The organism is Streptomyces sp. Y7, from assembly GCF_043195415.1.
GTDB lineage: Bacteria > Actinomycetota > Actinomycetes > Streptomycetales > Streptomycetaceae > Streptomyces.
Genome location: NZ_JBIDDQ010000002.1, coordinates 877,452 through 898,273, shown reverse-complemented (window position 1 = coordinate 898,273; position 20,822 = coordinate 877,452). Strand labels below are relative to the sequence as shown.

19 protein-coding genes are annotated in these 20,822 nt (G+C 71.2%); 7 read left to right on the top strand and 12 right to left on the bottom strand.

Annotation, left to right across the window (positions count from 1 at the left end):
• Positions 1–62: 62 nt before the first annotated feature.
• Positions 63–1,271 (bottom strand): epoxide hydrolase family protein, encoded by a 1,209-nt coding sequence (locus tag ACGFW6_RS09655; protein WP_393506449.1) that lies wholly within the window; start codon positions 1,269–1,271, stop codon positions 63–65.
• 123 nt (positions 1,272–1,394) lie between these two features.
• Here ACGFW6_RS09655 and ACGFW6_RS09650 point away from each other — a divergent pair, with 123 nt between their 5' ends.
• Entirely contained in the window at positions 1,395–1,877 is a 483-nt protein-coding gene (locus tag ACGFW6_RS09650; RefSeq protein ID WP_393506447.1) for a VOC family protein, read from the top strand.
• 13 nt (positions 1,878–1,890) lie between these two features.
• Here ACGFW6_RS09650 and ACGFW6_RS09645 read toward each other — a convergent pair whose 3' ends face one another.
• The 5 genes from ACGFW6_RS09645 to ACGFW6_RS09625 all read right to left on the bottom strand — a co-directional run bounded on the left by ACGFW6_RS09645 (position 1,891) and on the right by ACGFW6_RS09625 (position 7,663).
• Entirely contained in the window at positions 1,891–2,793 is a 903-nt protein-coding gene (locus ACGFW6_RS09645) for an SGNH/GDSL hydrolase family protein (RefSeq protein WP_393506445.1), read from the bottom strand.
• Between the two features lie 117 nt (positions 2,794–2,910).
• Positions 2,911–3,789 carry a geranyl diphosphate 2-C-methyltransferase gene (locus ACGFW6_RS09640; protein WP_393506443.1) on the bottom strand — a complete coding sequence of 293 codons (879 nt, stop codon included), beginning with the start codon at positions 3,787–3,789 and terminating at the stop codon, positions 2,911–2,913.
• A 50-nt stretch (positions 3,790–3,839) separates the two neighbouring features.
• A complete protein-coding gene (locus ACGFW6_RS09635; RefSeq protein ID WP_393506441.1) occupies positions 3,840–4,889 on the bottom strand; it encodes a family 2 encapsulin nanocompartment cargo protein terpene cyclase in 1,050 nt (349 codons plus the stop codon).
• Positions 4,890–4,905: 16 nt separating this feature from the next.
• A complete protein-coding gene (locus ACGFW6_RS09630) occupies positions 4,906–6,342 on the bottom strand; it encodes a family 2B encapsulin nanocompartment shell protein (RefSeq protein ID WP_393506439.1) in 1,437 nt (478 codons plus the stop codon).
• Positions 6,343–6,649: 307 nt separating this feature from the next.
• Positions 6,650–7,663: a zinc-binding alcohol dehydrogenase family protein gene (locus ACGFW6_RS09625; RefSeq protein WP_393506988.1), complete on the bottom strand. Its 1,014-nt coding sequence runs from the start codon at positions 7,661–7,663 to the stop codon at positions 6,650–6,652.
• A gap of 149 nt (positions 7,664–7,812) precedes the next feature.
• Here ACGFW6_RS09625 and ACGFW6_RS09620 point away from each other — a divergent pair, with 149 nt between their 5' ends.
• On the top strand, positions 7,813–8,613 hold the full coding sequence (locus tag ACGFW6_RS09620; protein ID WP_393506437.1) for a VOC family protein: 801 nt from the start codon (positions 7,813–7,815) through the stop codon (positions 8,611–8,613).
• A gap of 74 nt (positions 8,614–8,687) precedes the next feature.
• Positions 8,688–9,380 carry a ribonuclease H gene (locus ACGFW6_RS09615; RefSeq protein ID WP_393506435.1) on the top strand — a complete coding sequence of 231 codons (693 nt, stop codon included), beginning with the start codon at positions 8,688–8,690 and terminating at the stop codon, positions 9,378–9,380.
• 19 nt (positions 9,381–9,399) lie between these two features.
• On the opposite strand, the gene ACGFW6_RS09610 is transcribed toward ACGFW6_RS09615, so the two are convergent.
• Positions 9,400–10,224 (bottom strand): tyrosinase family protein, encoded by an 825-nt coding sequence (locus tag ACGFW6_RS09610; RefSeq protein ID WP_393506433.1) that lies wholly within the window; start codon positions 10,222–10,224, stop codon positions 9,400–9,402.
• A gap of 34 nt (positions 10,225–10,258) precedes the next feature.
• A complete protein-coding gene (locus ACGFW6_RS09605; protein WP_393506432.1) occupies positions 10,259–10,675 on the bottom strand; it encodes a tyrosinase cofactor in 417 nt (138 codons plus the stop codon).
• Positions 10,676–11,035: 360 nt separating this feature from the next.
• On the opposite strand from ACGFW6_RS09605, the gene ACGFW6_RS09600 reads away from it, so the two are divergent.
• The 3 genes from ACGFW6_RS09600 to ACGFW6_RS09590 all read left to right on the top strand — a co-directional run bounded on the left by ACGFW6_RS09600 (position 11,036) and on the right by ACGFW6_RS09590 (position 14,115).
• Positions 11,036–12,241: an FAD-dependent monooxygenase gene (locus ACGFW6_RS09600; RefSeq protein ID WP_393506430.1), complete on the top strand. Its 1,206-nt coding sequence runs from the start codon at positions 11,036–11,038 to the stop codon at positions 12,239–12,241.
• Between the two features lie 298 nt (positions 12,242–12,539).
• Positions 12,540–13,523, top strand: a complete 984-nt coding sequence (locus tag ACGFW6_RS09595; RefSeq protein ID WP_393506428.1) for an aldo/keto reductase — start codon at positions 12,540–12,542, stop codon at positions 13,521–13,523.
• A gap of 109 nt (positions 13,524–13,632) precedes the next feature.
• Positions 13,633–14,115 (top strand): DUF6328 family protein, encoded by a 483-nt coding sequence (locus ACGFW6_RS09590; RefSeq protein WP_393506426.1) that lies wholly within the window; start codon positions 13,633–13,635, stop codon positions 14,113–14,115.
• Positions 14,116–14,145: 30 nt separating this feature from the next.
• Here the strand turns inward: ACGFW6_RS09590 and ACGFW6_RS09585 are convergent, their stop codons facing one another.
• Together ACGFW6_RS09585 and ACGFW6_RS09580 are read right to left on the bottom strand one after the other, a co-directional pair.
• A complete protein-coding gene (locus ACGFW6_RS09585; protein WP_393506424.1) occupies positions 14,146–15,189 on the bottom strand; it encodes a hypothetical protein in 1,044 nt (347 codons plus the stop codon).
• Positions 15,190–15,468: 279 nt separating this feature from the next.
• On the bottom strand, positions 15,469–16,440 hold the full coding sequence (locus ACGFW6_RS09580) for an LLM class F420-dependent oxidoreductase (RefSeq protein WP_393506422.1): 972 nt from the start codon (positions 16,438–16,440) through the stop codon (positions 15,469–15,471).
• 112 nt (positions 16,441–16,552) lie between these two features.
• On the opposite strand from ACGFW6_RS09580, the gene ACGFW6_RS09575 reads away from it, so the two are divergent.
• Positions 16,553–17,989, top strand: a complete 1,437-nt coding sequence (locus ACGFW6_RS09575) for a serine hydrolase domain-containing protein (RefSeq protein ID WP_393506420.1) — start codon at positions 16,553–16,555, stop codon at positions 17,987–17,989.
• Here ACGFW6_RS09575 and ACGFW6_RS09570 read toward each other — a convergent pair whose 3' ends face one another.
• Together ACGFW6_RS09570 and ACGFW6_RS09565 are read right to left on the bottom strand one after the other, a co-directional pair.
• Positions 17,990–19,636: a serine/threonine protein kinase gene (locus ACGFW6_RS09570; RefSeq protein WP_393506419.1), complete on the bottom strand. Its 1,647-nt coding sequence runs from the start codon at positions 19,634–19,636 to the stop codon at positions 17,990–17,992.
• Between the two features lie 157 nt (positions 19,637–19,793).
• Positions 19,794–20,753, bottom strand: a complete 960-nt coding sequence (locus tag ACGFW6_RS09565) for a threonine/serine dehydratase (RefSeq protein WP_393506417.1) — start codon at positions 20,751–20,753, stop codon at positions 19,794–19,796.
• Positions 20,754–20,822 lie beyond the last annotated feature (69 nt).

Below are 20,822 nucleotides of genomic sequence, written 5' to 3'. Positions count from 1 at the left end.
GCCGGTGACCCCACTGTCGGCCGCGCACGACGCCGGCGGCGGATTTCTCTGCCCGTGGCAGATCAGCTGACGGCAGAGCTCTTCCGCAGCTGCCGGAAGAACGCCCGCACGTCGTCCACCAGGAGGTCCGGCTCCTCCATCGCCGCGAAGTGCCCGCCCCGGTCGAACTCGGTCCAGCGCACCAGGTTCTCGGTGCGCTCCGCCTTGTGCCGGAGCGGGATCTGCGGTTCGGCCGGGAAGAGGGCGAGCGCGGTCGGCGCGGCGGACGGCTCGGAGGGCTGCGCCACCCGTTCCCGCGGGTGGGCCCGCTCGTAGTAGATACGGGCGGACGAACCGGCGGTCCCGGTCAGCCAGTACAGCATCACGTTGGTGAGCATCCGGTCCCGGTCGATCGCCTTCTCCGGCAGGTCCTCGGAGTCCGTCCACTCCCTGAACTTCTCCACGATCCAGGCGAGTTGGCCCACCGGCGAGTCGGTGAGCCCGTACGCCAGGGTCTGCGGCCGGGTGGCCTGCTGGTGGTAGTAGCCGATCCCGTCACGTGACCACGCCGCCCACCGGCGCCACGAGGCGAGCGCTCGTTCCCGCTCCTCGGGGCTCAGCGCGTCGAGTTGCTCCGGCGTCGGCTCCGTGGCCGCCTGCGCGCCCGGCAGCAGATTGAGATGCACGCCGACGACCCGCCCGGAGTGCGCCCGGCCCAGCTCACGGGAGATGGCCGCGCCCCAGTCGCCGCCCTGCGCGCCGAACCGCTGGTAGCCGAGCCGGCGCATCAGCTCGGCCCAGGCGTCGGCGACCCGGCCCGCCTCCCAGCCCGGCTCCGTCGTCGGCCCGGACAGCCCGAACCCCGGGATGCTCGGCACCACCACATGGAAGGCGTCCGCCGGATCGCCGCCGTGCGCGGCCGGGTCGGTGAGCGGACCGACGACGTCGAGGAACTCCACGATCGACCCGGGCCAGCCGTGCGTGATGATCAGCGGGGTGGCGTCCGCCTCGGGCGAGCGGACATGGGCGAAGTGCACGTTCGCCCCGTCGATCGTCGTCGTGAACTGCGGCCACTCGTTCAGCCGCGCCTCCGCCGCACGCCAGTCGTAGTCGTGCCGCCAGTACCGTACGAGCTCGCGCAGATAGTCCGTCGGCACGCCGTACGCCCACCCGGATCCGGGGATCTCGCCGGGCCAGCGGGTGCGGTCGAGCCGGTCGTGGAGATCGTCGAGTTCGCTCTGCGGGATGTCGAGGCGGAAGGGCCGGAGGCCGTCCGGGGGCGATGACGTCATGCCCGGATGCTAGTTCGTGTGGGTGTATCGGCCACCTGAATTCGGCGACGGCCCGGGCGATGAGTTTCGCCGCGCGCACCGGTCGACACACATGACAGCGGATCCACGCCCCAGGAGGTACTCATGGCAACCGACGGTTTCACCACGTGTCTCTGGTTCGACGGCCAGGCCGAGGAGGCCGCCCACTTCTACGTCTCGGTCTTCAAGAACTCCAGCGTCGGCAAGGTCGCGCGCTACCCCGAGGGCGCGATGCAGCCCGCCGGAAGCGTGATGACCGTCGAGTTCACCGCCAACGGCCACAAGTTCCTCGGACTCAACGGCGGCCCGCAGTTCACGTTCACCGAGGCGACCTCCTTCATGCTGTTCTGCGAGAACCAGGAGGAGATCGACTACTACTGGGCCAAGCTCACCGAGAACGGCGGCGAGCCGGGTCCGTGCGGCTGGCTCAAGGACCGCTTCGGGGTGTCCTGGCAGATCGTGCCCGAGCGGCTCGACGCGATGATCACCGACCCGGACCCGGCGAAGGCGGCCCGGGTGACCAAGGCGTTCATGGCGATGCACAAGTTCGACATCGCCGCCCTGGAGAAGGCCTACGCGGGCGAGTGACCCCGATCCGCCGCTACGGGTTCTCGCGGATCACCCGGGTGATCTCCAGCGCGATCCGCAGGATCCCGGGCGAGCGGACCGGGCACGGCTTCGGCGTCGAGGTCGTGGGCGCGAGACAGAAGTGCAGATAGTCGTCGTCGCGGTGCAGGGCCGTACGGTCACGTCCCGGCTGGGTGCAGTACGCGCCGTGCGCGCGCTCGTACGCCGTGCACGGCAGGTACTGGACCCAGGAGTAGCGCGCCCCGGCCGCGCTCACCGCCCGGCCCGCGTCGGCGACCAGCTCGCCGGCGGCCGCGGCCCGCTCCTCGTACAGGGCGTTGACGCGTCGGACCCGGTCGGGCGTGATCGGGTCCGGTCCCTGGAGGACCCAGACGATCCGTGTGTCCCCGGCGCCGGCGATCTGGTCGGCGAGCCGCTTCATGTCGGCCGCGTACCGCTCGAAGTACCGCTCGGGGGACGCGTCATGGGTGATGCCGTCCATGCACGGCGTGTAGCCCCAGGCGTTGCCCCAGAACTGCAGCACCACGAAGTCCGGCCGCAGTCGGCGCACCAGGGCGGCGGCCTTGTCGGCGGCCGGGACGAGGGACCGCTCGCCCGTGCCCTCCAGGTAGTCGCACAGGGTGGTGCCCGAGTACGGCGCGCTCGTGTACGTCGCCCGCAGCCCCTCGCGCACCTCCTGGCCGACCACCTTCTGCGCCTCCATCGCGAGCGAGTCGCCCAGGTACAGCACGGCCGGCGCGTCCGCCGGGGTGGCGCTCGGTGAGGCCGAAGCCGAGGCCGGCGCCCGCTGCTGGGTGGTGACCGAGGCCCGCGGCACCTCCGGAGGCGGCGCGGCCTGCGCCCCGGACTCCGGATCCCCGCACGCGCCGAGCAGCACGGCGGCCAGCAGCATCCCCACGAACCACGGCTTGCGCATACGGCGACTCCCGCCCCGGACACCGAAAACGGCTCCCCAGGCAAGCACGGCCCGGCTCAAGGGGGAAGACACGCGTCGGCCACCAAACGCCCATGGCCGACACGCGTCCGATCGTCGTCAGACCCGGTCCGCCGCGATCATCAGGTACTGGAAGCTGCCGTTGCGGTACGCGTCGATGAACGTGTCCTCGATCCCGGTCACCAGGTGCTCCGCCTCGCGCCGCAACTCCCAGTAGGGGATGGCCGCCTCCGTCAGATCCTGCACATGGACGGGGACGAGGCGATTGCGGGCCATCGCGCGGAAGTACGCCGAGCGCGGGTGGATGTCGCAGATGTAGTGGGCGTTGATGAGGGACACCTCGCGCGAGGCCTGTCCGTAGGTGTCGTTGTAGCACCCGGTGATCACCACATAGCGGCCGCCGCGACGCAGCAGCCGGGCGTGCTCGGCGAACAGCAGGTCGAGTTCGACGTACATGGTGGACTCGTTGTTCCAGGAGGCCGCGTACGCCCCGGTGGGCAGCCCGGTGTCCAGCATGTTCCGGTGGTGGTAGCGCACCCGGCCGTCGATGCCCCGCTTGCGGGCCTGCGCGTTCGCGAACTCGGCCTGCTTCTCGGAGATGGTGACGCCGTCGGCGTGGCAGCCGTAGCGCAGATTGGCCACGACACTGCCGCCACCGCGCCCGCAGCCGGCGTCGAAGACGCGGTCGGTGGGGGACAGGGGGCCGAGGCGCCCGGCGAGCAGTTCGGCCTGGGCGTGCTCCAGCCGGTGCAGTTCGGCGGTGACGCGCTCACGACGCAGCTCCGGATCGGGCTCGTCGAGCACGGAACGGTCGGCGTCCCCGATGCCGTAGTGATGGTGGTACAGGTCGTCGAGCTTCCCGAGTTCCAGGTTGACCGGGTTCTCCTCGGCGTTCCAGTAGTCCGCGACGCGGTTCTGGTACGTGGACTGGGTCGGCACCGACTTTGCCTTGGTGTCCGCTTCGGGGGCGATGGTCAACGGTGACTCCTCTTGCTGGTGCTGGTGACGTTCTGTCATGCGATTGCGCTCTACCAGTAGTTGGGCAGGTGGTAGCGGTGGGTGTTGGTGGCGTGCCACTCGTGGTTCCCGGCCACCCAGTCGTCCAGGCTCCGGGCGTACCGCTCGACGAGCGGCGAGGTGGCGGCGAGCAGGGCCGACTCCTCCTCGAACGCCGCCATGATCCGGTTGTGGATCTCGACCGCCTTGAGATAGGCGGCCTTGAGGCCGCAGCGCTCGTTGGCTGCGACGACCTGCGGCAGATTCAGATGGGTGGGGTCGCCTGCCAGCTCCTTGGTGAAGGAGTACAGGTCGTTGACGATCGTCGTGGCGTTGCAGGCGAGCGCGGTGATCCGCTGGAGCTCGGGGCGGGCGTACACCTGCTCCGGCAGTTCGTAGCCGTCGATGGCGTCGACGATCGACAGACAGGGCCGGAAGTTGTTGAACTGCCGCATCACCAGGTACTCCCACACGGCGGGGACGTACCGTGTCTCGCTCCAGGCCGCCTCGGCCAGATAGCCCAGGTGCAGCCGGGCGAGGTCGTGCACGAGCCGGTCGGTCTGGCTCGGTGTCGCCAGCGCCGCGTAGTCCTTGAGCGCCCAGTGGTACGAGCGCAGCGGACCGTCCGCCTGCATGCCGTGCGCCCACTGCTCCTGGAACTCGGGAGTGGCGTGGAAGGGATCCAGCGCCGACTGGGCCATGATCAGCCGGCCGCCGAGCCCGCTGCGGGTCGCGCCCCTGCCCTCGTCCACCTCGCAGTAGCAGCTGTCGACGATGTTCTCGGCCAGCAGCAGCTTGCCGGCCGCCGTCAGCCGCTCCAGGTCGACGGCCCCCGGATGCTGGAGCACCACGGCCCGGCCGAACTGGAAACCGGAGAAGTCCCCCGACCAGGCCGGCGGGAACAGGTCGAGACCGCGGGCCCACTCCTCCAGCCTGCGGTCGACCTCCGCGACCTTCTCCGGGTCCGCGGGGGCCACCTGCCGGCAGTGCAGCCCGGGGATCGCGCCGCCCCGCCGTTCCCGGATGCTCCGGGCGAGGTTGGGCGGCCCGGGCAGGGCCGGTGAGGAGGCGGTCGTACTCATCGGGATCTCCACACGCTCACTCAGGGGTCCGGCCGATCTGGGCGTTCTCGAGGATCCCGACCGCGTCGGGCACGAGGATCGCCATCGAGTAGTAGGCGGTGACGAGGTAACGGATGATCGAGTTGGCGTCGATCCCCATGAACCGCACGTTCAGTCCCGGCTGGTGCTCCTCGGGGATCCCGGTCTGGTAGAGCCCGATGGCGCCCTGGTCCCCCTCGCCGGTGCGCAGCGCGATGATGCTGCTGGTGTGCTGCGGGCTGATCGGGATCTTGTTGCACGGGAAGATCGGTACACCGCGCCAGGCGGGGATCTCGTGGCCGTCGACATTCGCCGTGCCGGGCACCAGGCCACGCCGGTTGCACTGCCGGAAGAAGGCCGCGATCGCCTTCGGATGCGCGATGAACAGCTTGGTCTTGCGCCGCATGGACAGCAGTTCGTCCATGTCGTCCGGTGTCGGCGGCCCGGTGAAGGTGCTGATGCGCTGCCCGTAGTCCGCGCTGTGCAGCAGGCCGAACTCCCGGTTGTTGACCAGCTCCCACTCCTGGCGCTCGCGGATCTCCTCGATGGTAAGCCGGAGCTGCTGCTCGGTCTGGTTCATCGGGTTGTTGAACAGGTCGGCGACCCGGGTGTGCACCCGCAGCACGGTCTGCGTCAGCGACAACTCGTACTCGCGCGGGGCGAGTTCGTAGTCGACGTAGCCGCCGCCGATGGTGGGCTCGCCGACATGGCCGGCCTGCACCGGGACATCGGCCTCGCCCTTGCGGTTCATCGGCAGCTGCTGCCGCTCCGCGTACGCCGACAGGTGCTCCGCGAGGGACGGCACCCGGTCGGAGAACTCCTGGACCGTGCTCCAGGGCAGCACCATCAGCACGCCCGCGGTCTCGGCCCGCACCGAGCTCAGCCACAGCGGGTCGCCCTGGCCGATGGCCTCGTCGCCGATCTGGTCGCCGTCGGTGACGACGCCGAGGATCTCCTCCTCGCCGTACTTGCCCTCGGTGAAGCGGGTGAGGCGGCCGTGCACGACGACGTAGGCCTCCTGGACCGGCTGCCCGGCCTGGACGAGGACCTGGCCGGCCCGGACCTCGCGCACCCGGAACCGGCTCGCGATCTCCTTCAGGACGTCCATGTCGTCGTAGCCCCGCAGGGCGGGCAGTTCGGTGAGCGTCCGGGGGATGACCTTGATGTCGTAGGACCCGTTCTGCTCGAACTGCACCCGGCCACGGCCGACCCGCAGTTGCAGACGCCGGTTGACCCGGTAGGTGCCGCCCTTGACGTCGACCCACGGCAGCATCTTCAGCAGCCATCGCGAGGAGATGGCCTGCATCTGGGGTTCGGACTTGGTGGTGGTGGCGAGCTGGCGTGCCGCCTGGGTGCTGAGACTGGTCAGTGGTCCGTCGGTGGTGGGGGCGGCCTCGTCGGCGGCGGGTCCGGCAGCACTCTCGGGTACGGACACGTATTTCCTCCCTGGAGGGTGGTCAGGGGTGAGCGAAGTGGTCGGAGACGACGGCAGTCTCCGGGCGCGAAGACGGCGGCCTTGTGGCACGCATGGGCCGTACGCGCCGCAAGGACAAGACAAACAGCGTGGGTGGTTCGCCCGGTACGGCGTGAAGGGGGCGGTTTCGTCACCCGGGTGGTGCAAACCCTCCGCCGAGGCGCGGCGCGCGGGATCATGTGCGCGCACGCCGGTCGCGTCCGCCCTGACCTGCGGGCGTGCGGGGCGCGATCACCGGCTCGCTCCTGCCGGGTCGGCGCAGGGGTCTTCAGGACAGGTCGTTCACCAGGACGGCGGCGCCGTCGAACCGGCCGGCCTTCAGATCGCTCAGCGCCCGGTCCGCCCGTGACAGCGGATAGGGGTGCGTGGTGGCGTGCACCGAGTACTCGGCGGCGAGTGCCAGGAACTCACGGGCGTCCTCGCGGGTGTTGGAGGTGACGCTGCGCACCTGCTTCTCGTAGAACAGCTCGCTCTCGTAGCGCAGTACCGGGATGTCGCTGAGATGGATCCCGGCGACCGCCAGCGTCCCGCCGCGGTCGAGGGCCCGCAGCGCGACCGGGACCAGCTCGCCGGCGGGCGCGAACAGGATCGCGCTGTCCAGCGGCTCCGGCGGTGCCGCGTACGCGTCCCCCGCCGAGGCGGCACCCAGGTCGAGCGCCAGCCTCCGCGCGTCCGCCCCGCGCGTGAGGACGTGCACGGTGGCGCCCTCGGCCAGCGCCACCTGTGCGCACAGATGAGCGCTGCCCCCGAAGCCGTACAGCCCGAGCCGCCCGCCCGGCGGCAGTGCCGAGCGGCGCAGCGCGCGGTACCCGATGATCCCGGCGCACAGCAGCGGCGCGAGCGCAACGTCGTCCAGGGCGCCGGGCAGCCGGTGGGCGAACGCCGCAGGCACGGTCGTGTACTCGGCGTATCCGCCGTCGGCGTCCCAGCCGGTGTACGTGGACGCCGGGCACAGGTTCTCCGACCCGCGCAGGCAGTAGCCGCACGTGCCGTCGGTCCGCCGCAGCCAGGCGACGCCGACCCGCTCGCCGACGTCGAAGGCCCGCACCGCCGCGCCGAGGGCCGCGACCACGCCGACGACCTCGTGCCCCGGCGTGACGCCCGGCCGGTGCACCGGCAGATCGCCCTCGGCGACATGCAGATCGGTACGGCACACCCCGCACGCCCGCACCCGCACCAGCAGCTCGTCGTCCCCGGGCACCGGAACCGGTTTCTCGACCAGCCTCAGCGGCCCCGCTCCGTCCTCGACGGGTCCCGGCTCGACCACCGACCATGCCCGCATCGTCGCGTCCGCCATACCGAGTCCGTCCCTCGACCGGAAGCCCTCTTCTCCAGTCTGGAACGGAACGAGGCATTCGGCGCGCGACCCGACGGCCCGGTGACTAGCGTAAGAATCCGGACAACTCACCGATCCGGGAGAGGGCCGCAACCATGGCCGCGAAACCTGAAGGAACCCCCATCTGGGCCGACGCGATGTTCAGCGACATCGAGGGGGCCAAGAACTTCTACGGCGACGTCCTCGGCTGGACGTTCGGCGAGCAGTCGTCGGAGTACGGCAACTACACGCAGGCCTACGCGAACGAGAAGGCGGCCGCCGCGGTCGTGCCGCCCATGCCGGGTCAGGAGGGCCAGTCGCAGTGGTGTCTCTACTTCGCCACCGCCGACGTGAACGCCACCGCCGGGAAGATCCGTGAGAACGGTGGCGAGATCCTGATGGAGCCGATGGCGGTCGGCGAGTTCGGCAGCATGTGCCTGGCCCGCGAACCCAGCGGCGCGGTCTTCGGGCTGTGGCAGCCCGGCACCCACGAGGGCTTCGAGGCGCCGATGGAGGAGCCCGGCGCGTACTGCTGGGGCGAGGTCTTCACCCGCGAGCGGGACAAGCCGGACACGTTCTTCCCGGCGGTCTTCGGGTACGGCGCCAAACAGATGGAGGACGACGCGGTCGACTTCCGGATCTACTCGATCGGCGAGGACATGGTCCTCGGCCGCATGCAGATGACCGACGAGTTCCCGCCCGAGGTCCCCTCCTACATCAACGTCTATTTCACGGTCGAGAACTGCGACGACGCCGTGGCCCGCGCCACCAAGCAGGGTGCCGTGCTCCGCTTCGGCCCGATGACCTCGCCGTTCGGCCGGTTCGCCGCGCTCAGTGACCCGCAGGGCGCCAACTTCTCGGTGATCGACGTCACCACGACCGAGGGCGAGATGCCGCAGACGACCGACGTCTCCTGATCGTCGGCCGACCACGACCGACCGAGACCGATCGGCGATCGCACCCGCGACCGGTCGGCCCGCCGGCCCATGGCATGATCGGGCGCATGCGTGAACGTGTTGTGGCCGCGTGCGACGGGGCTTCCAAGGGAAACCCGGGGCCGGCGGGCTGGGCGTGGGTCGTCGCCGACGAGACGGAGACCCCGGCCCGCTGGGAGGCGGGGCCGCTGGGCAGGGCCACCAACAACGTCGCGGAACTGACCGCGCTGGAGCGGCTCCTCACGGCTGTCGACCCCGGCGTACCGCTGGAGATCCGCATGGACTCGCAGTACGCCATGAAGGCCGTCACCACCTGGCTGCCCGGCTGGAAGCGCAACGGCTGGAAGACGTCCGCGGGCAAGCCCGTCGCCAACCAGGACCTGGTCGTACGCATCGACGAACTGCTCGACGGCCGCGAGGTCGACTTCCGCTACGTCCCCGCCCACCAGGTCGACGGCGACCCGCTCAACGACTTCGCCGACCGCGCCGCCAGCCAGGCCGCCACCGTGCAGGAGCCCGCGGGCAGCGAACTCGGCTCGCCGCAGCCGCCGCCCTCCCCGGACACCCCGCAGGCCAAGGCGCCGCGCCGCAAGGCCGCCACCGCCCGGAAGAACGGCAGCTCCTCACGGACCATCAAGGCCAAGTTCCCGGGCCGCTGCCTGTGCGGTCGCAGCTATGCGGCGGGCGAGCAGATCGCCAAGAACGCCCAGGGCTGGGGCCACCCGGAGTGCCGCACCGCGGACGCCTGAAAGGCAGTTGCCGCGGGGCTCAGGCCGCGTCGAAGGTGTAGTGCGCGGTGTGGTCGAGCAGATCGGCGGGGCGCACGTCGTTCCACGGCTTCATCGTGGCACCCAGGTCGATCACGTTCGGGGTGCCCGCGGTCGGCACGTAGCCGGAGCCGGGGTGGCGCCGCTGCCAGTCCGCCCACAGCTTGTCGATGTAGGCGTGGTGCAGCCAGAACACCGGGTCGTTGGGCGACGCGCCGGTGGCCATCTGCCCGCCGACCCACACATGGACCCGGTTGTGCAGATTGACGCCGCGCCAGCCTTCGAGGTGGTTGCGGAAGCCGTCCGAGGCGCTGTTCCAGGGCGCCATGTCGTACGTCGGCATGGCCAGCACGGACTCCACCTCGGCCGGGGTCGGCAGGTCCCGTACGGACGTGCCGAGGGAGCGGCGCAGGAACGTACGGCCGTCGACACGCACCTTGATCGGCCAGTTCCCGGCCGACGCGGCGAAGGGCCCGTCCATCACCTGTCCGTCGCGGCTGCGTCCGGTGCCGCCCATGAAGTCCGGCGCCCACAGCGAGGACCGTATGGTGCGGTCGGTGCTCCAGTCCCAGTACGGCAGCGCGACCGAGGCGTCCACCTCCTGCAGCGCGCGCTCGAACTCGAGCAGGAATCTGCGGTGCCAGGGCAGGAACGACGGTGAACGATGGCCGGTGCGTTCGCCGTTGTCGGTGTCGCCGACGATGAAGGCGTTGTGGGTCGTGACGAAGGAGTCGTAGCGGCCGCTGCGCTTCAACTCCAGGAGGGCGGCGACGAATCGGCGCTTCTCGTCGGCGGTCAGGACGGCCTGGTTCTTGCGGACGGTCATGGTCGGGAGTGCTCCAGAGTGCGGGTGCGGTGGTTCAGTTGGCGGGGAAGGGCAGCAGCGCGGCGCCCTGGAGTTCGTCCACGGCGGCGCGGGCGACGGCCCGCGGCGTGGACACCGGGTCGTAGTGGCTGACGACGCTGATCCAGCTGCCGTCGGCGTTGCGCATGACGTGCAGCTCGACGTCGTCGACGAACACGGCGTAGCCGCCGCCGTGATGCTGATGGGCGCCGCCCGAGGCCGGCCGGCCCTGTATCCGGCGGCCCTTGTAGACCTCGTCGAAGGGCGCGGGGGAGTGCTGGTCGTGCCCCTGGTGGCCGGTGTGCTCCGGGTGCCCGGCCTGCCCCGAGGCGGACGCGACCGGGGCATTGAGCGTCTGGACGAGGGCACCGACCCCGGCGGCGGTGAGGGCGGCCCCGGCGGTGAGCGCGCGGCGACGGCTGAGTTCCGGCATGCGGATCTCCTGAGTGGGTTCGATGGTGCGTTCGGGTGCTGACGCCGTATGCCTATCGGGCCCCGGGAGAGCGGGAGAAATCGGTCGCGAGTGGTTGGCCCCGATCCGGACAAGTAGTCACATGTCATGCAAGTTTGAACGAAGGTGATCTTGCTGCGATTGGCCCTCGCCCACCCCGGAACGGGTAATTCCTTCTCCTGGTGGGCGTGTTCCCGGTGTTCCTTCGCGGACGATCGGGGCGTCAGTGGTGTGTCTCACCCCCTGAGATTGGCGCGATCCGGAACGCCGCGGAAAGGTGCGCCGGTCCTGCTACCCTGCGGATCCGAAATGACCGTATTGGGACAATTTCTAGGGGTATACGTGAAGGTCGCCTGCGTCGGCGGCGGGCCCGCCGGTCTGTATCTCTCGATCCTGCTCAAGCTGCGGGACCCGTCCCATGACATCACCGTCCACGAACGCAACGCGGAGGGCACCACCTACGGCTGGGGCGTCACGTACTGGCGCGGCCTGCTCGACCAGCTGCGCACCCACGACCCCGAGACGGCACGCGCGATCGAGGCCGGCTCGGTCCGATGGAACGAGGGCGTGGCCCACGTACGGGGCCTGACGACCCGTCGGCCCGGTGACGAGGGGCACGGCATCGGCCGCCACCGGCTGCTGGAGATCCTCGCCGGACGCGCCCGCTCGCTGGGCGTCCACCTGGAGTTCGGGAGCACGATCGACCCGGGCGACCTGCCCGCCGCTGACCTGGTCGTCGCGGGTGACGGCGTGCACAGCGCCCTGCGCACCCGGCACGCCGACCACTTCGGCACCCGGATCGACACCGGCCGCAACCGCTACATCTGGCTCGGCACGAGCAAGAGCTTCGACACCTTCACCTTCGCCTTCACCGAGACCGAGCACGGCTGGATCTGGTGCTACGGATACGGCTTCGGGCCCGCGGCCGGCACCTGCGTCGTCGAGTGCGCCCCCGAGACCTGGACCGGCCTCGGCCTCGACCGCGCGCCCGAGGCCGACGGACTGGCCCTGCTGGAGAAGCTCTTCGCCGGGATCCTCGACGGCCACCCCCTCATCGGCCGCCCGTCACCGGACGGCGGCACGCCCTGGCTGACCTTCCGCACCGTCACCAACCGCACCTGGCACCGCGGCAACGTCGTCCTCATCGGCGACGCCGCCCACACCACCCACTACTCCATCGGCGCCGGCACGACACTCGCCCTGGAGGACGCCATCGCCCTGGCCGGCGTGCTGCACGAGCGGCCCGCCCTCCCGCAGGCCCTCGCCCGGTACGAACAGGAGCGCAGGACAGCCCTGTTGTCGCGCCAGAGCGCGGCCCGGCACAGTGCCCTGTGGTACGAGAACCTGCCCCGCTACATCGACCTGCCCCCACGGCAGATGTTCGCCCTGCTCGGCCAGCGTCACTCGCCCCTGCTGCCCTACGTACCGCCCCAGCTGTACTACCGGCTCGACAGGGCGGCCGGGCAACTCCAGGCGCTGCGCCGGCTCAAGCGCTGGCTGGGGCCGAAGGTCGCGCGCACCGCGCAGGGCCGGGCAGCCCGCAGGTAGCCGCGCCATTCCGGCGACGATCCAGGAAGGCGGTCCCGAACACCCGGTGGGGGTCGAGCCCGTCCGGAGTCCCGGTGGCCCGCCCCCACCCCTGCGGCTCAAAGTGCTGAGGATCGCCGGGTTCGTATGGCTGGGGTGCGCCGCGCCAAAGACGTCGATCACAGCCCGAGCTGCAGCGTCCCGACGGCAACCGCTTGCCCGCCCGTGGCGATTCACCCGTGTCAGGGGACGGCGCACGGGGAACGCCGGCGGAGGGGTCCGCTCCGCGCCGGCGACCGGCGAATGACACACTGACGCCATGGACGAGCGTGTAATCGGCAGGTCGGGTCAGCGGGCATCCGTCATCGGACTCGGTACGTGGCAGCTGGGCGCCGACTGGGGTGACGTCGACGAGAAGCAAGCCCTTGCGGTGCTGGAGGCAGCGGTCGAGTCGGGGGTGACCTTCTTCGACACGGCCGACGTCTACGGCGACGGGCGCAGTGAGCAGACCATCGCCGCCTTCCTGCGCGGCCGGCCCGAGCTGGACATCTTCGTGGCGACCAAGATGGGCCGCCGCGTCGACCAGATCCCGGAGAACTACGTCCTCGACAACTTCCGCGCCTGGAACGACCGTTCGCGGCGCAACCTCGGCGTGGACCGCCTCGACCTGGTCCAGCTGCACTGCCCGCCGACGCCGGTCTACTCGACGGACGAGGTGTTCGACGCCCTGGACACCCTGGTCGAGGAGGAGCGCATCGCCCACTACGGCGTCAGCGTGGAGACCTGCGCCGAGGCACTGACCGCCATCGCCCGGCCGGGTGTGGCCGGCGTGCAGATCATCCTCAACGCGTTCCGCATGAAGCCCCTGCTGGAGGTGCTGCCCGCCGCACGGGAGGCGGGCGTCGGCATCATCGCCCGCGTCCCGCTGGCGTCCGGCCTGCTGTCCGGCAAGTACACGAAGGACACCGTCTTCCCCGCGAACGACCACCGCACCTACAACCGGCACGGCGAGTCCTTCGACCAGGGCGAGACCTTCTCCGGCGTCGACTACGACACCGGTGTGGAGGCGGCCGTCGAGTTCAGCGGCCTCGCCCCCGAGGGCTTCACGCCGGCCCAGCTGGCGCTGCGCTGGATCATCCAGCAGCCCGGCGTGACCACCGTCATCCCGGGCGCCCGCTCGGCCGAGCAGGCCCGCGCCAACGCGGCCGCTGCGGACCTGCCGGAGCTGTCGGAGGACACGCTCACGGCCGTCCGGGACCTCTACGACCGGCGGATCAAGGAGCAGGTGGAAAAGCGCTGGTAGCCGCCGACGCTCCGGGCGGGGTCGGAGCGCTGCGCTCCCGGGCGCGGTCCTGCCGCCGCGCCCGGAGCGGCGTAGTTTTGAAATTCTTTGCCCGGGTTACCCGGGACGCATGACCGAAACGGATAGCCGGACGGGACGTAACGAGACCGCGGATGAGCGGGCCGACCGCATGTGGGGCGAGCTCATCCAAGAGGTCCGGGTGGCCCAGATGGGCGTCCAGATCCTGTTCGCCTTCCTGCTGACGGTCGTGTTCACGCCGAAGTACGACACCCTCGACGACACGAACCAGGCCATCTACATCCTGACCGTCGTCCTCGGAGCCGTCGCCACCGGCGCCCTGATCGGTCCCGTGTCCCTGCACCGGCTGGTCGCCGGGCGGCGCATCAAGCCGCAGGCGGTGGAGTGGGCCTCCCGGCTGACCTTCGTCGGCCTGGTCCTGCTGCTCGCCACCATGGCGTGCTCGCTCCTGCTGATCCTGCGGGTGGCCACCGACGACGGATTCGTGCCCTGGCTGGTCACGGGCGTGGTCGTCTGGTACCTGATCTGCTGGTTCGCCCTGCCGCTGTGGGCAAGGCGCCGCCACACGGAGTGAGCGGCGGCGCCCCGCTGTGACGAGGTCCGGCTACTGCTGTGCCGGCGAACCGCCCCGCGCCCCCTGCAGCGCGGCGATGCACGTGGCGATGGCGTGCTGAAGCTCCTCCAGCTGCTGGACCATGTCGTCCTCGACGAACTCCTGCACATCGTCGAAGGTCAGCTCCTCGAAGACCTTCGTCGCCCGCTGGAGACTGTTGTAGAACTTCGTCCGCCGCTCCTGGACCCGCAGCTCGGGGTCGGCCTCCACGGCTTCGACGACGAGGGACCTCATGGTGTCGTAGGCGTCGGTGGCCCACTCGCCGGTGTCCTCGTCCTGCTCCAGCTCGTCGATGAGCGACAGATGCCGCTCGGCCTCCTGGCGCAGGTCCACGGGCACGTCGACGGTCTGCCCGGCCGGGGTCCTGATCTGACCGGACTCGGCGATCTGACGGACGTACCCGATGCGGTCGGCCGACCGGCTCTCGGTCGCGACGGCCTTCTTCAGGTCGTCGGTGCGCACGACGTCGCGCGCCAGCTCGGCCTGCAGTTCCGGGTCCTCGCGCACCCGGTCCAGGAGCGCCTGGCGAGCCGCGCGGGCGGTCGAGGGGTCGGCGAGGATCGCCGCGCGCAGCGCGGTGGGGTTCTCGGCGACCTCCAGGGCCTTGGTCGGGCGGATGCCCTCGGCCTCGGCGGCCTCGGAGATGGCGGTGCCGCGCTCGGAGGTGGCGCTGTTGCGGGAGACGTAGTAGCTGAGCCACACGTCGGAGTCCGGCAGCTCGACCTCCTGGCCCGGCGCGAGTGCCTCGAAGTGCGGGACGAGACCGTCGTCGGCGGCCCGGTCCCAGGCCTTGTAGTAGCGCATGACGCGCTCGGCGGAGCACCCGGCGAGTTCGGCGAACTCCTTCGCTGACACCTTCGGCGTCTCGTCGGCGCCCTGCCCGCCGGGCCGCACGCTGCGCGCCACCATCAGGCCGAAGGCCCATCCGCCGGTCCGCGCGTAGACCCCGAACTCCCGCGCGTCCCGCGCGACGAGGTCGGACAGCGGGGCCTGGGATGCGGAGGACGTCTCGGGTGGGACGAACGCCAGTGTCACGGGTGACTCTCCTGTACGGGCTGCTCGGACGGCGAAAAGTGCAGACCGGCAGCTTAATGGCACTTGCACCGCGCACCCGCACCGCGCACCCGCACTCGCGCACCAGCACCCGCACACCAGCACCCGCGCACCAGCACCCTCGCACCCGTACCCGCGCGTCCACACCCGTGCATCAGCACCCGTGTGTATGTGCACCCGTGCACCCGGCGCCCGCCCGGCGCCCGCGCGGCGCCCGCGCGGCGCCCCGGGCGTGGTCGGGGCGCGGGCGGGGTGTCGGCGTCAGCCGAAGGCATCCCGAAGCGCGGGCAGCAGCGTCGACTGTGCCCAGTCGAGATAGGGCAACTGCGCCTCGCCTCCGATCTGTACCAGCGCGATCTCGGTGAACCCCGCCTCGGCGTACGGGCGGACGGCCTTGACGAAGGTGTCCGGGTCGTCGCCGCACGGGATGGAGCCGGCGACGTCGTCCGGGGTGACGAACTGGGTCGCCGCCTCGAAGGAGTCCGGGTGCGGTAGCTCCGAGTTGACCTTCCAGCCGCTGCCGAACCAGCGGAACTGCGCGTGGGCGCGCTTGACCGCGGCGTCTCGGTCGGGGTCGTGGCACACCGGCAGCTGACCGACACGCGGCTTGCCCTCGCCGCCGTGCCGATCGAACGCCTCCAGCAGGTCCGCCTTCGGTTCCGTGGCGATCACCAGATCGCCGAGCCGGCCCGCGAGCTCGCAGGACTGCTCCCCGGAGACGGCGACGCCGATGGGCGGCGGCTCGTCCGGCAGGTCCCACAGACGGGCGGACTCCACGTCGAAGTGGGTGCCGTGATGGTTCACATGGCCGCCTCCGAACAGCGCCCGGATGATCTCCACCGCCTCTTCGAGCATCTCGTGCCGAATGTCGACCGACGGCCAACCGCCGCCCACGACATGCTCGTTGAGGTTCTCGCCCGAGCCCAGACCCAGGCGGAACCGGCCCTCGGACAGCAACTGCATCGTGGCCGCCTTCTGTGCCACGACCGCCGGGTGATAGCGGACCGTCGGACACGTCACGTACGTCATCAGCGGGATCCGCCGCGTCGCCTGGGCCGCCGCGCCCAGCACGCTCCAGACATACGGTGAGTGACCCTGCGAACGCAGCCACGGAAAGTAGTGGTCCGAGGCCACGGAGAAGTCGAAGCCCGCCTCCTCCGCGCGGACCAGGTGGTCCACCAGGGCACGAGGGCCGGCCTGCTCGGTCATCATCGTGTATCCGATCTTCACCATGCCGCCCGAGTCCCCGGACAGGAGCGTCGAAAACGGGACGGACGGGGCGGGATCGGTGGCAGGGATGCGAGGACTCCCGGACGACGCCGGAAAGCCGGGGGAGGATGCACGTATGTCTGCCCGCGAGCTGCCTTCGAGCACCCCCGCCGCCCAGGGCGTCGACGCCACCGGTGTCCTCGCCTTCCTCGACGCCCTCGACGCCGCCCCCACCATCGAGCCGCACAGCCTGATGATCCTGCGCCACGGCCGGCTGGTCGCCTCCGGCTGGTGGGCGCCCTACACCGCCGAACGGCCGCACCTGCTCTACTCGATCAGTAAGAGCTTCACCGCTGCCGCCGCCGGGATCGCCGTCGGCGAGGGACTGATACGTCTCGACGACCCGGTGCTCTCGTACTTTCCCGAGCTCGACGCCGACATCACCGACCCGCGCAGCCGCGCCATGCTGGTGCGGCACGTGGCGTCCATGGCCACCGGACACGAGACGGACACCATCGCCGAGGCGCGCGAACGTGACGTCGATGACCTCGTGCGCGGCTTCCTCCTGGTGCCCCCGCAACGCGACCCCGGCACCGTCTTCGCCTACAACCAGCCCGCCACCTTCACGCTCTCCGCCATCGTGCAGCGCGCGAGCGGCCAGTCGCTGACCGAGTATCTGCGCCCGCGCCTGCTGGACCCGCTCGGCATCGGTGAGATCGCATGGCTGCGGCACCGCAGCGGCCAGGAGCTCGGCTTCAGCGGACTGCACGCCACCACAGACGCCGTCGCCCGGCTCGGCCAGCTGTATCTGAACGGCGGCGTCTGGGAGGGCGAGCGGCTGCTGCCCGAGTCGTGGATCGCCGAGGCGACACGCACGCAGATCGCGAACGCCGGCGTGATGCCGGGCGACGACTGGCAACTGGGCTACGGCTTCAAGTTCTGGATGTCCCGGCACGGCTACCGCGGCGACGGTGCCTTCGGCCAGTTCTGCATCGTGCTGCCCGAGCACGACGCGGTGATCGCGACGACGGCGGACACCTGGGACATGCAGACCGTGCTGAACCTGGTCTGGGAGCATCTGCTGCCCGCGTTCGGGCCGACGCCCCGGGAGGACGGTGAGGCGGCCGACGCGGCCCTGGCGGAGCGGCTGGCCGGTCTGGCGCTGCCGCCCGCCGCCGGTGAGCCCGCGCCGCCCGGGGATGCCGAGGCCTGGTCCGCCGCCGCGTTCACGCCGGACGGCGGTGTCTGCGCACCGCTGCCCAAGCTGACGACGATCGGCATCGCGCCCGGCGCGGACGGCTGGACCCTCACGCTCACCGAGGACGGGCAGCCGCTTCAGGTGCGGCTCGCGGAGACAGGCTGGGCCGTCACCGAGGGGCCGGTGCCCACCGCGGCGAGCGGCGGCTGGACCGACGCCGGCACCCTCGTCGTGGACGTGGCCTTCCTGGAGACCCCGCACCACCTGGACGTCACGTGTTCCCTGAAGGACCGTACGTTCGCGGCCCGTTGGCGCACGGACCCGCTCCACGCGCGGTCGCTGCGGGCGATGGGCGCTCCCCGCCCGCCGGCCTGATCAGTCGCCGGGGATCCGGAAGGTCCGCAGGAACGTGTCCAGGGCCTTCCGGTTCACGGCGTCGTCCCAGTCCTCCTCGGGCGTCGTCCAGCGCAGCGAGTAGCCACGGTGGTCGTCGATGAGGAACCCGCGCCCGAAGGTGCGCGACGCGGTGCCGTCCTTCTCGGAGACCCACTCCATGTCGGCGGCCCGGTACCCCTGGTACGTGATCGCCTCGATGTCGCCGATCCGCTGGAAGTCGCTGCGTTCCTCCAGATCGGGCTGGACGTCGTCCCGCCAGACGGCGACCGGGTCCGACCCCAGCGCCTCGCTGTAGGTGATCACCAGTCTGCGCTCGTCGTCCTCGGCGCCGAAGAAGACGCGGTACGCCACGTCCGAGGCCCGGCTGGTGGCCACGGGCTTCCAGCCGTCGGGCAGGGCGATGGAGAAGCCGTCGGGCGAGGTGTACGTCCGGAATCCGTCGGGCAGTGCCGTGCCCGAGGGGGAGGCGCTGGGGGATCCCGACCCGGCCCCCGTGCCCGACCCGGCCCCCGTGCCCGACCCGGTCCCCGTGCCCGGCGCGGTCTCCCGCTGCGTGGGGGAGGCGCTGGGCGTGGCGCCGGCGGAGGGGGCGGTCGGCGCGTCGGCGGAGGCGGACGGGCCGGTCGCCGTGCCGGTCGCCGCGGAGTCCGCGTCGTCCTGCGTGCCGTTGGTCACCACGAGGACGGCGGCCGCGACGGTGACCACGGCCAGCGCCGTGCCGATGACCATGGCGCGTCTGCCCCATGCGGGAGCGGCGGCCCGGCCGCGGAGCCGGGGACGGCGCATGGCCTGCGTGGCCGTCTCGGGGTCGTCGTTCACGACGCGGGCCAGCGCCTCACGGATCACCGGTCTGCTCAGCCGCTCCCGCGAGTCCTTGCGCAGCAGCCCCTGCACGGCCTGGGTGAGCGGCCCGGCGCGCACCGGGGCGCGCAGCGGAAGCCGGTCGACCCCCTTCAACGTGCTCTCGGGCCGGTCCCGTTCGCGGTACGGCGGACGTCCCTCGACCATCGTGTAGAGGATCGCGCCCAGCGCCCACAGATCGGACGCCGGCCCGATCCGCTCGTCACGGGCCTGTTCCGGCGAGGCGTACGACGGCGCGGCGACCCGGGGCGCGAGGGTCGCTCCGGCCAGACCGAAGCCGCTGACCACGACCGAGCCGTCGGCGCCCACGAACACCTGGCCCGGACTCAGCTCGCCGTGCGTGATGCCCGCGACATGCGCGGCCTCCAGCACATCGAGCAGTTCCAGACCGATACGCGCGGCCCGCACATAGTTGAACGTGCCCTGCTGGGCGAGGAGTTCCCCGAGGGGTGTGCCGTCGATCCATTCGGTGACGATCCACAGACTGCCGGACTCCGCGACGACGTCCAGAACCGTCGCCACCCGGCCCGGGCGCAGCAGCCCTATCCGCTCCGACGTGCGCAGGATGCGCGAAGTGGCCCGGCGCGCGTCGTCCGGGCCCGCGTCGTCGGGAAGACCGATCTGTGTCAGGAGGCACGCACGTCCGGTCTCCAGGTCCTCGCCGTAGTAGCCGACGCGGTTCGTCTCGCGATGTACGACATCGACGAGGCGGTACCTTCCGGCGACCAACTCGGCTGTGTCGACGCGCGCCTTGACCATGGCCATCCCTCGCTGAACCGCCGGCTCTCATTTCCCACAGGAAGTACGCGAGACGTCATGGGAAGCGTTCAACGAAATCCTCAACTAAAGGGCGCTTCTTTTCATTTGCTTTCTGACGCGTGAGTAAGCTGACGAAAAGGCGCGGGAATTGGGCGCGAATGCCTCAGCGAAGTCCGAAATCCGTCGCCCAGCGCAGCACGTCGGAGGTCGTCGCGTTGCCTCCGCACACGACCAGCCCGAGCCGGGCGCCCTCGCCGACCCGCTCCAGGACGCGCCGGGCGGCCGGCAGCAGACAGCCCGCGGCCGGTTCGGTCCAGACCTTGGCGTGCTCGGCGAGATCGAGGACCCCTCGTACCGCCTCCCGGTCCGGAACCACGAGCACCTCGTCGACCTGGGCGCGGACATGGTCGTACGTCAGCCGCGACACGCTCGGGGCGCTGAGCGTCGACACGATCGAGGCCAGCGTCACCGGCACCGGCCCGCCGGCCGCGAGGGCCCGGGACATGGCCTCGGCGCCCTCGGTCTCCACGCCCCAGATCCGCACGTCAGGGCGCCGGGCCCGCAGCGCCGTCGCGACCCCGGCGATGAGTCCGCCGCCCCCGACGCTGACGATCACGTCCGTGAGCTCACCGGCGTCGGCGTCCAGTTCCAGTCCGACGGTGCCCTGCCCGGCGATGACCAGCGGGTCGTCGAAGGGATGGACCAGGGTCAGCCCCTCGTCCCGCAGCCGGTCGACGAGCGCGAACGCCCCTGCCATGTCGTCCGTCAGCCGCACCGACGCCCCGGCGTCCTCGGCGATCCGCACGGCGTGCGCGGGCGCCGAGCGCGGCATGACCACCGTGGCCTTCACATCGAGGACGGCGGCGGTCATCGCCAGGGCGATGCCGTGGTTGCCGCCGCTGACCGCAACGACCCCGGCGGCCCGCTGTTCGTCGCTCAGTGACAGCAACCTGGCCGTCGCCCCGCGGGCCTTGAACGACCCGGTGCGCTGGAGGAGTTCGAGCTTGGCCGTGACCGGGACGCCGAGCAGGGCCGACAGGCCGGGGCTGGGTACGGTCGGGGTGTGTACGACGTGTCCGGCGATGAGGCCGGCCGCGGCTTCGACGTCCGAGATCCCGATCAAGGCAGTCACCTTTCCGGCGTGGGGCGGGGATCCACGCCGCCTGGCACCCTGACGCGCGAGATGCCGCCG

Coding starts and splice junctions, on each gene's coding strand:
- ACGFW6_RS09655 (WP_393506449.1), bottom strand. CDS start 1,271: ATGACGTCATCGCCCCCGGACGGCCTCCGGCCCTTCCGCCTCGACATC.
- ACGFW6_RS09650 (WP_393506447.1), top strand. CDS start 1,395: ATGGCAACCGACGGTTTCACCACGTGTCTCTGGTTCGACGGCCAGGCC.
- ACGFW6_RS09645 (WP_393506445.1), bottom strand. CDS start 2,793: ATGCGCAAGCCGTGGTTCGTGGGGATGCTGCTGGCCGCCGTGCTGCTC.
- ACGFW6_RS09635 (WP_393506441.1), bottom strand. CDS start 4,889: ATGAGTACGACCGCCTCCTCACCGGCCCTGCCCGGGCCGCCCAACCTC.
- ACGFW6_RS09625 (WP_393506988.1), bottom strand. CDS start 7,663: ATGCGGGCATGGTCGGTGGTCGAGCCGGGACCCGTCGAGGACGGAGCG.
- ACGFW6_RS09620 (WP_393506437.1), top strand. CDS start 7,813: ATGGCCGCGAAACCTGAAGGAACCCCCATCTGGGCCGACGCGATGTTC.
- ACGFW6_RS09615 (WP_393506435.1), top strand. CDS start 8,688: ATGATCGGGCGCATGCGTGAACGTGTTGTGGCCGCGTGCGACGGGGCT.
- ACGFW6_RS09610 (WP_393506433.1), bottom strand. CDS start 10,224: ATGACCGTCCGCAAGAACCAGGCCGTCCTGACCGCCGACGAGAAGCGC.
- ACGFW6_RS09605 (WP_393506432.1), bottom strand. CDS start 10,675: ATGCCGGAACTCAGCCGTCGCCGCGCGCTCACCGCCGGGGCCGCCCTC.
- ACGFW6_RS09595 (WP_393506428.1), top strand. CDS start 12,540: ATGGACGAGCGTGTAATCGGCAGGTCGGGTCAGCGGGCATCCGTCATC.
- ACGFW6_RS09590 (WP_393506426.1), top strand. CDS start 13,633: ATGACCGAAACGGATAGCCGGACGGGACGTAACGAGACCGCGGATGAG.
- ACGFW6_RS09580 (WP_393506422.1), bottom strand. CDS start 16,440: ATGGTGAAGATCGGATACACGATGATGACCGAGCAGGCCGGCCCTCGT.
- ACGFW6_RS09575 (WP_393506420.1), top strand. CDS start 16,553: ATGTCTGCCCGCGAGCTGCCTTCGAGCACCCCCGCCGCCCAGGGCGTC.
- ACGFW6_RS09570 (WP_393506419.1), bottom strand. CDS start 19,636: ATGGCCATGGTCAAGGCGCGCGTCGACACAGCCGAGTTGGTCGCCGGA.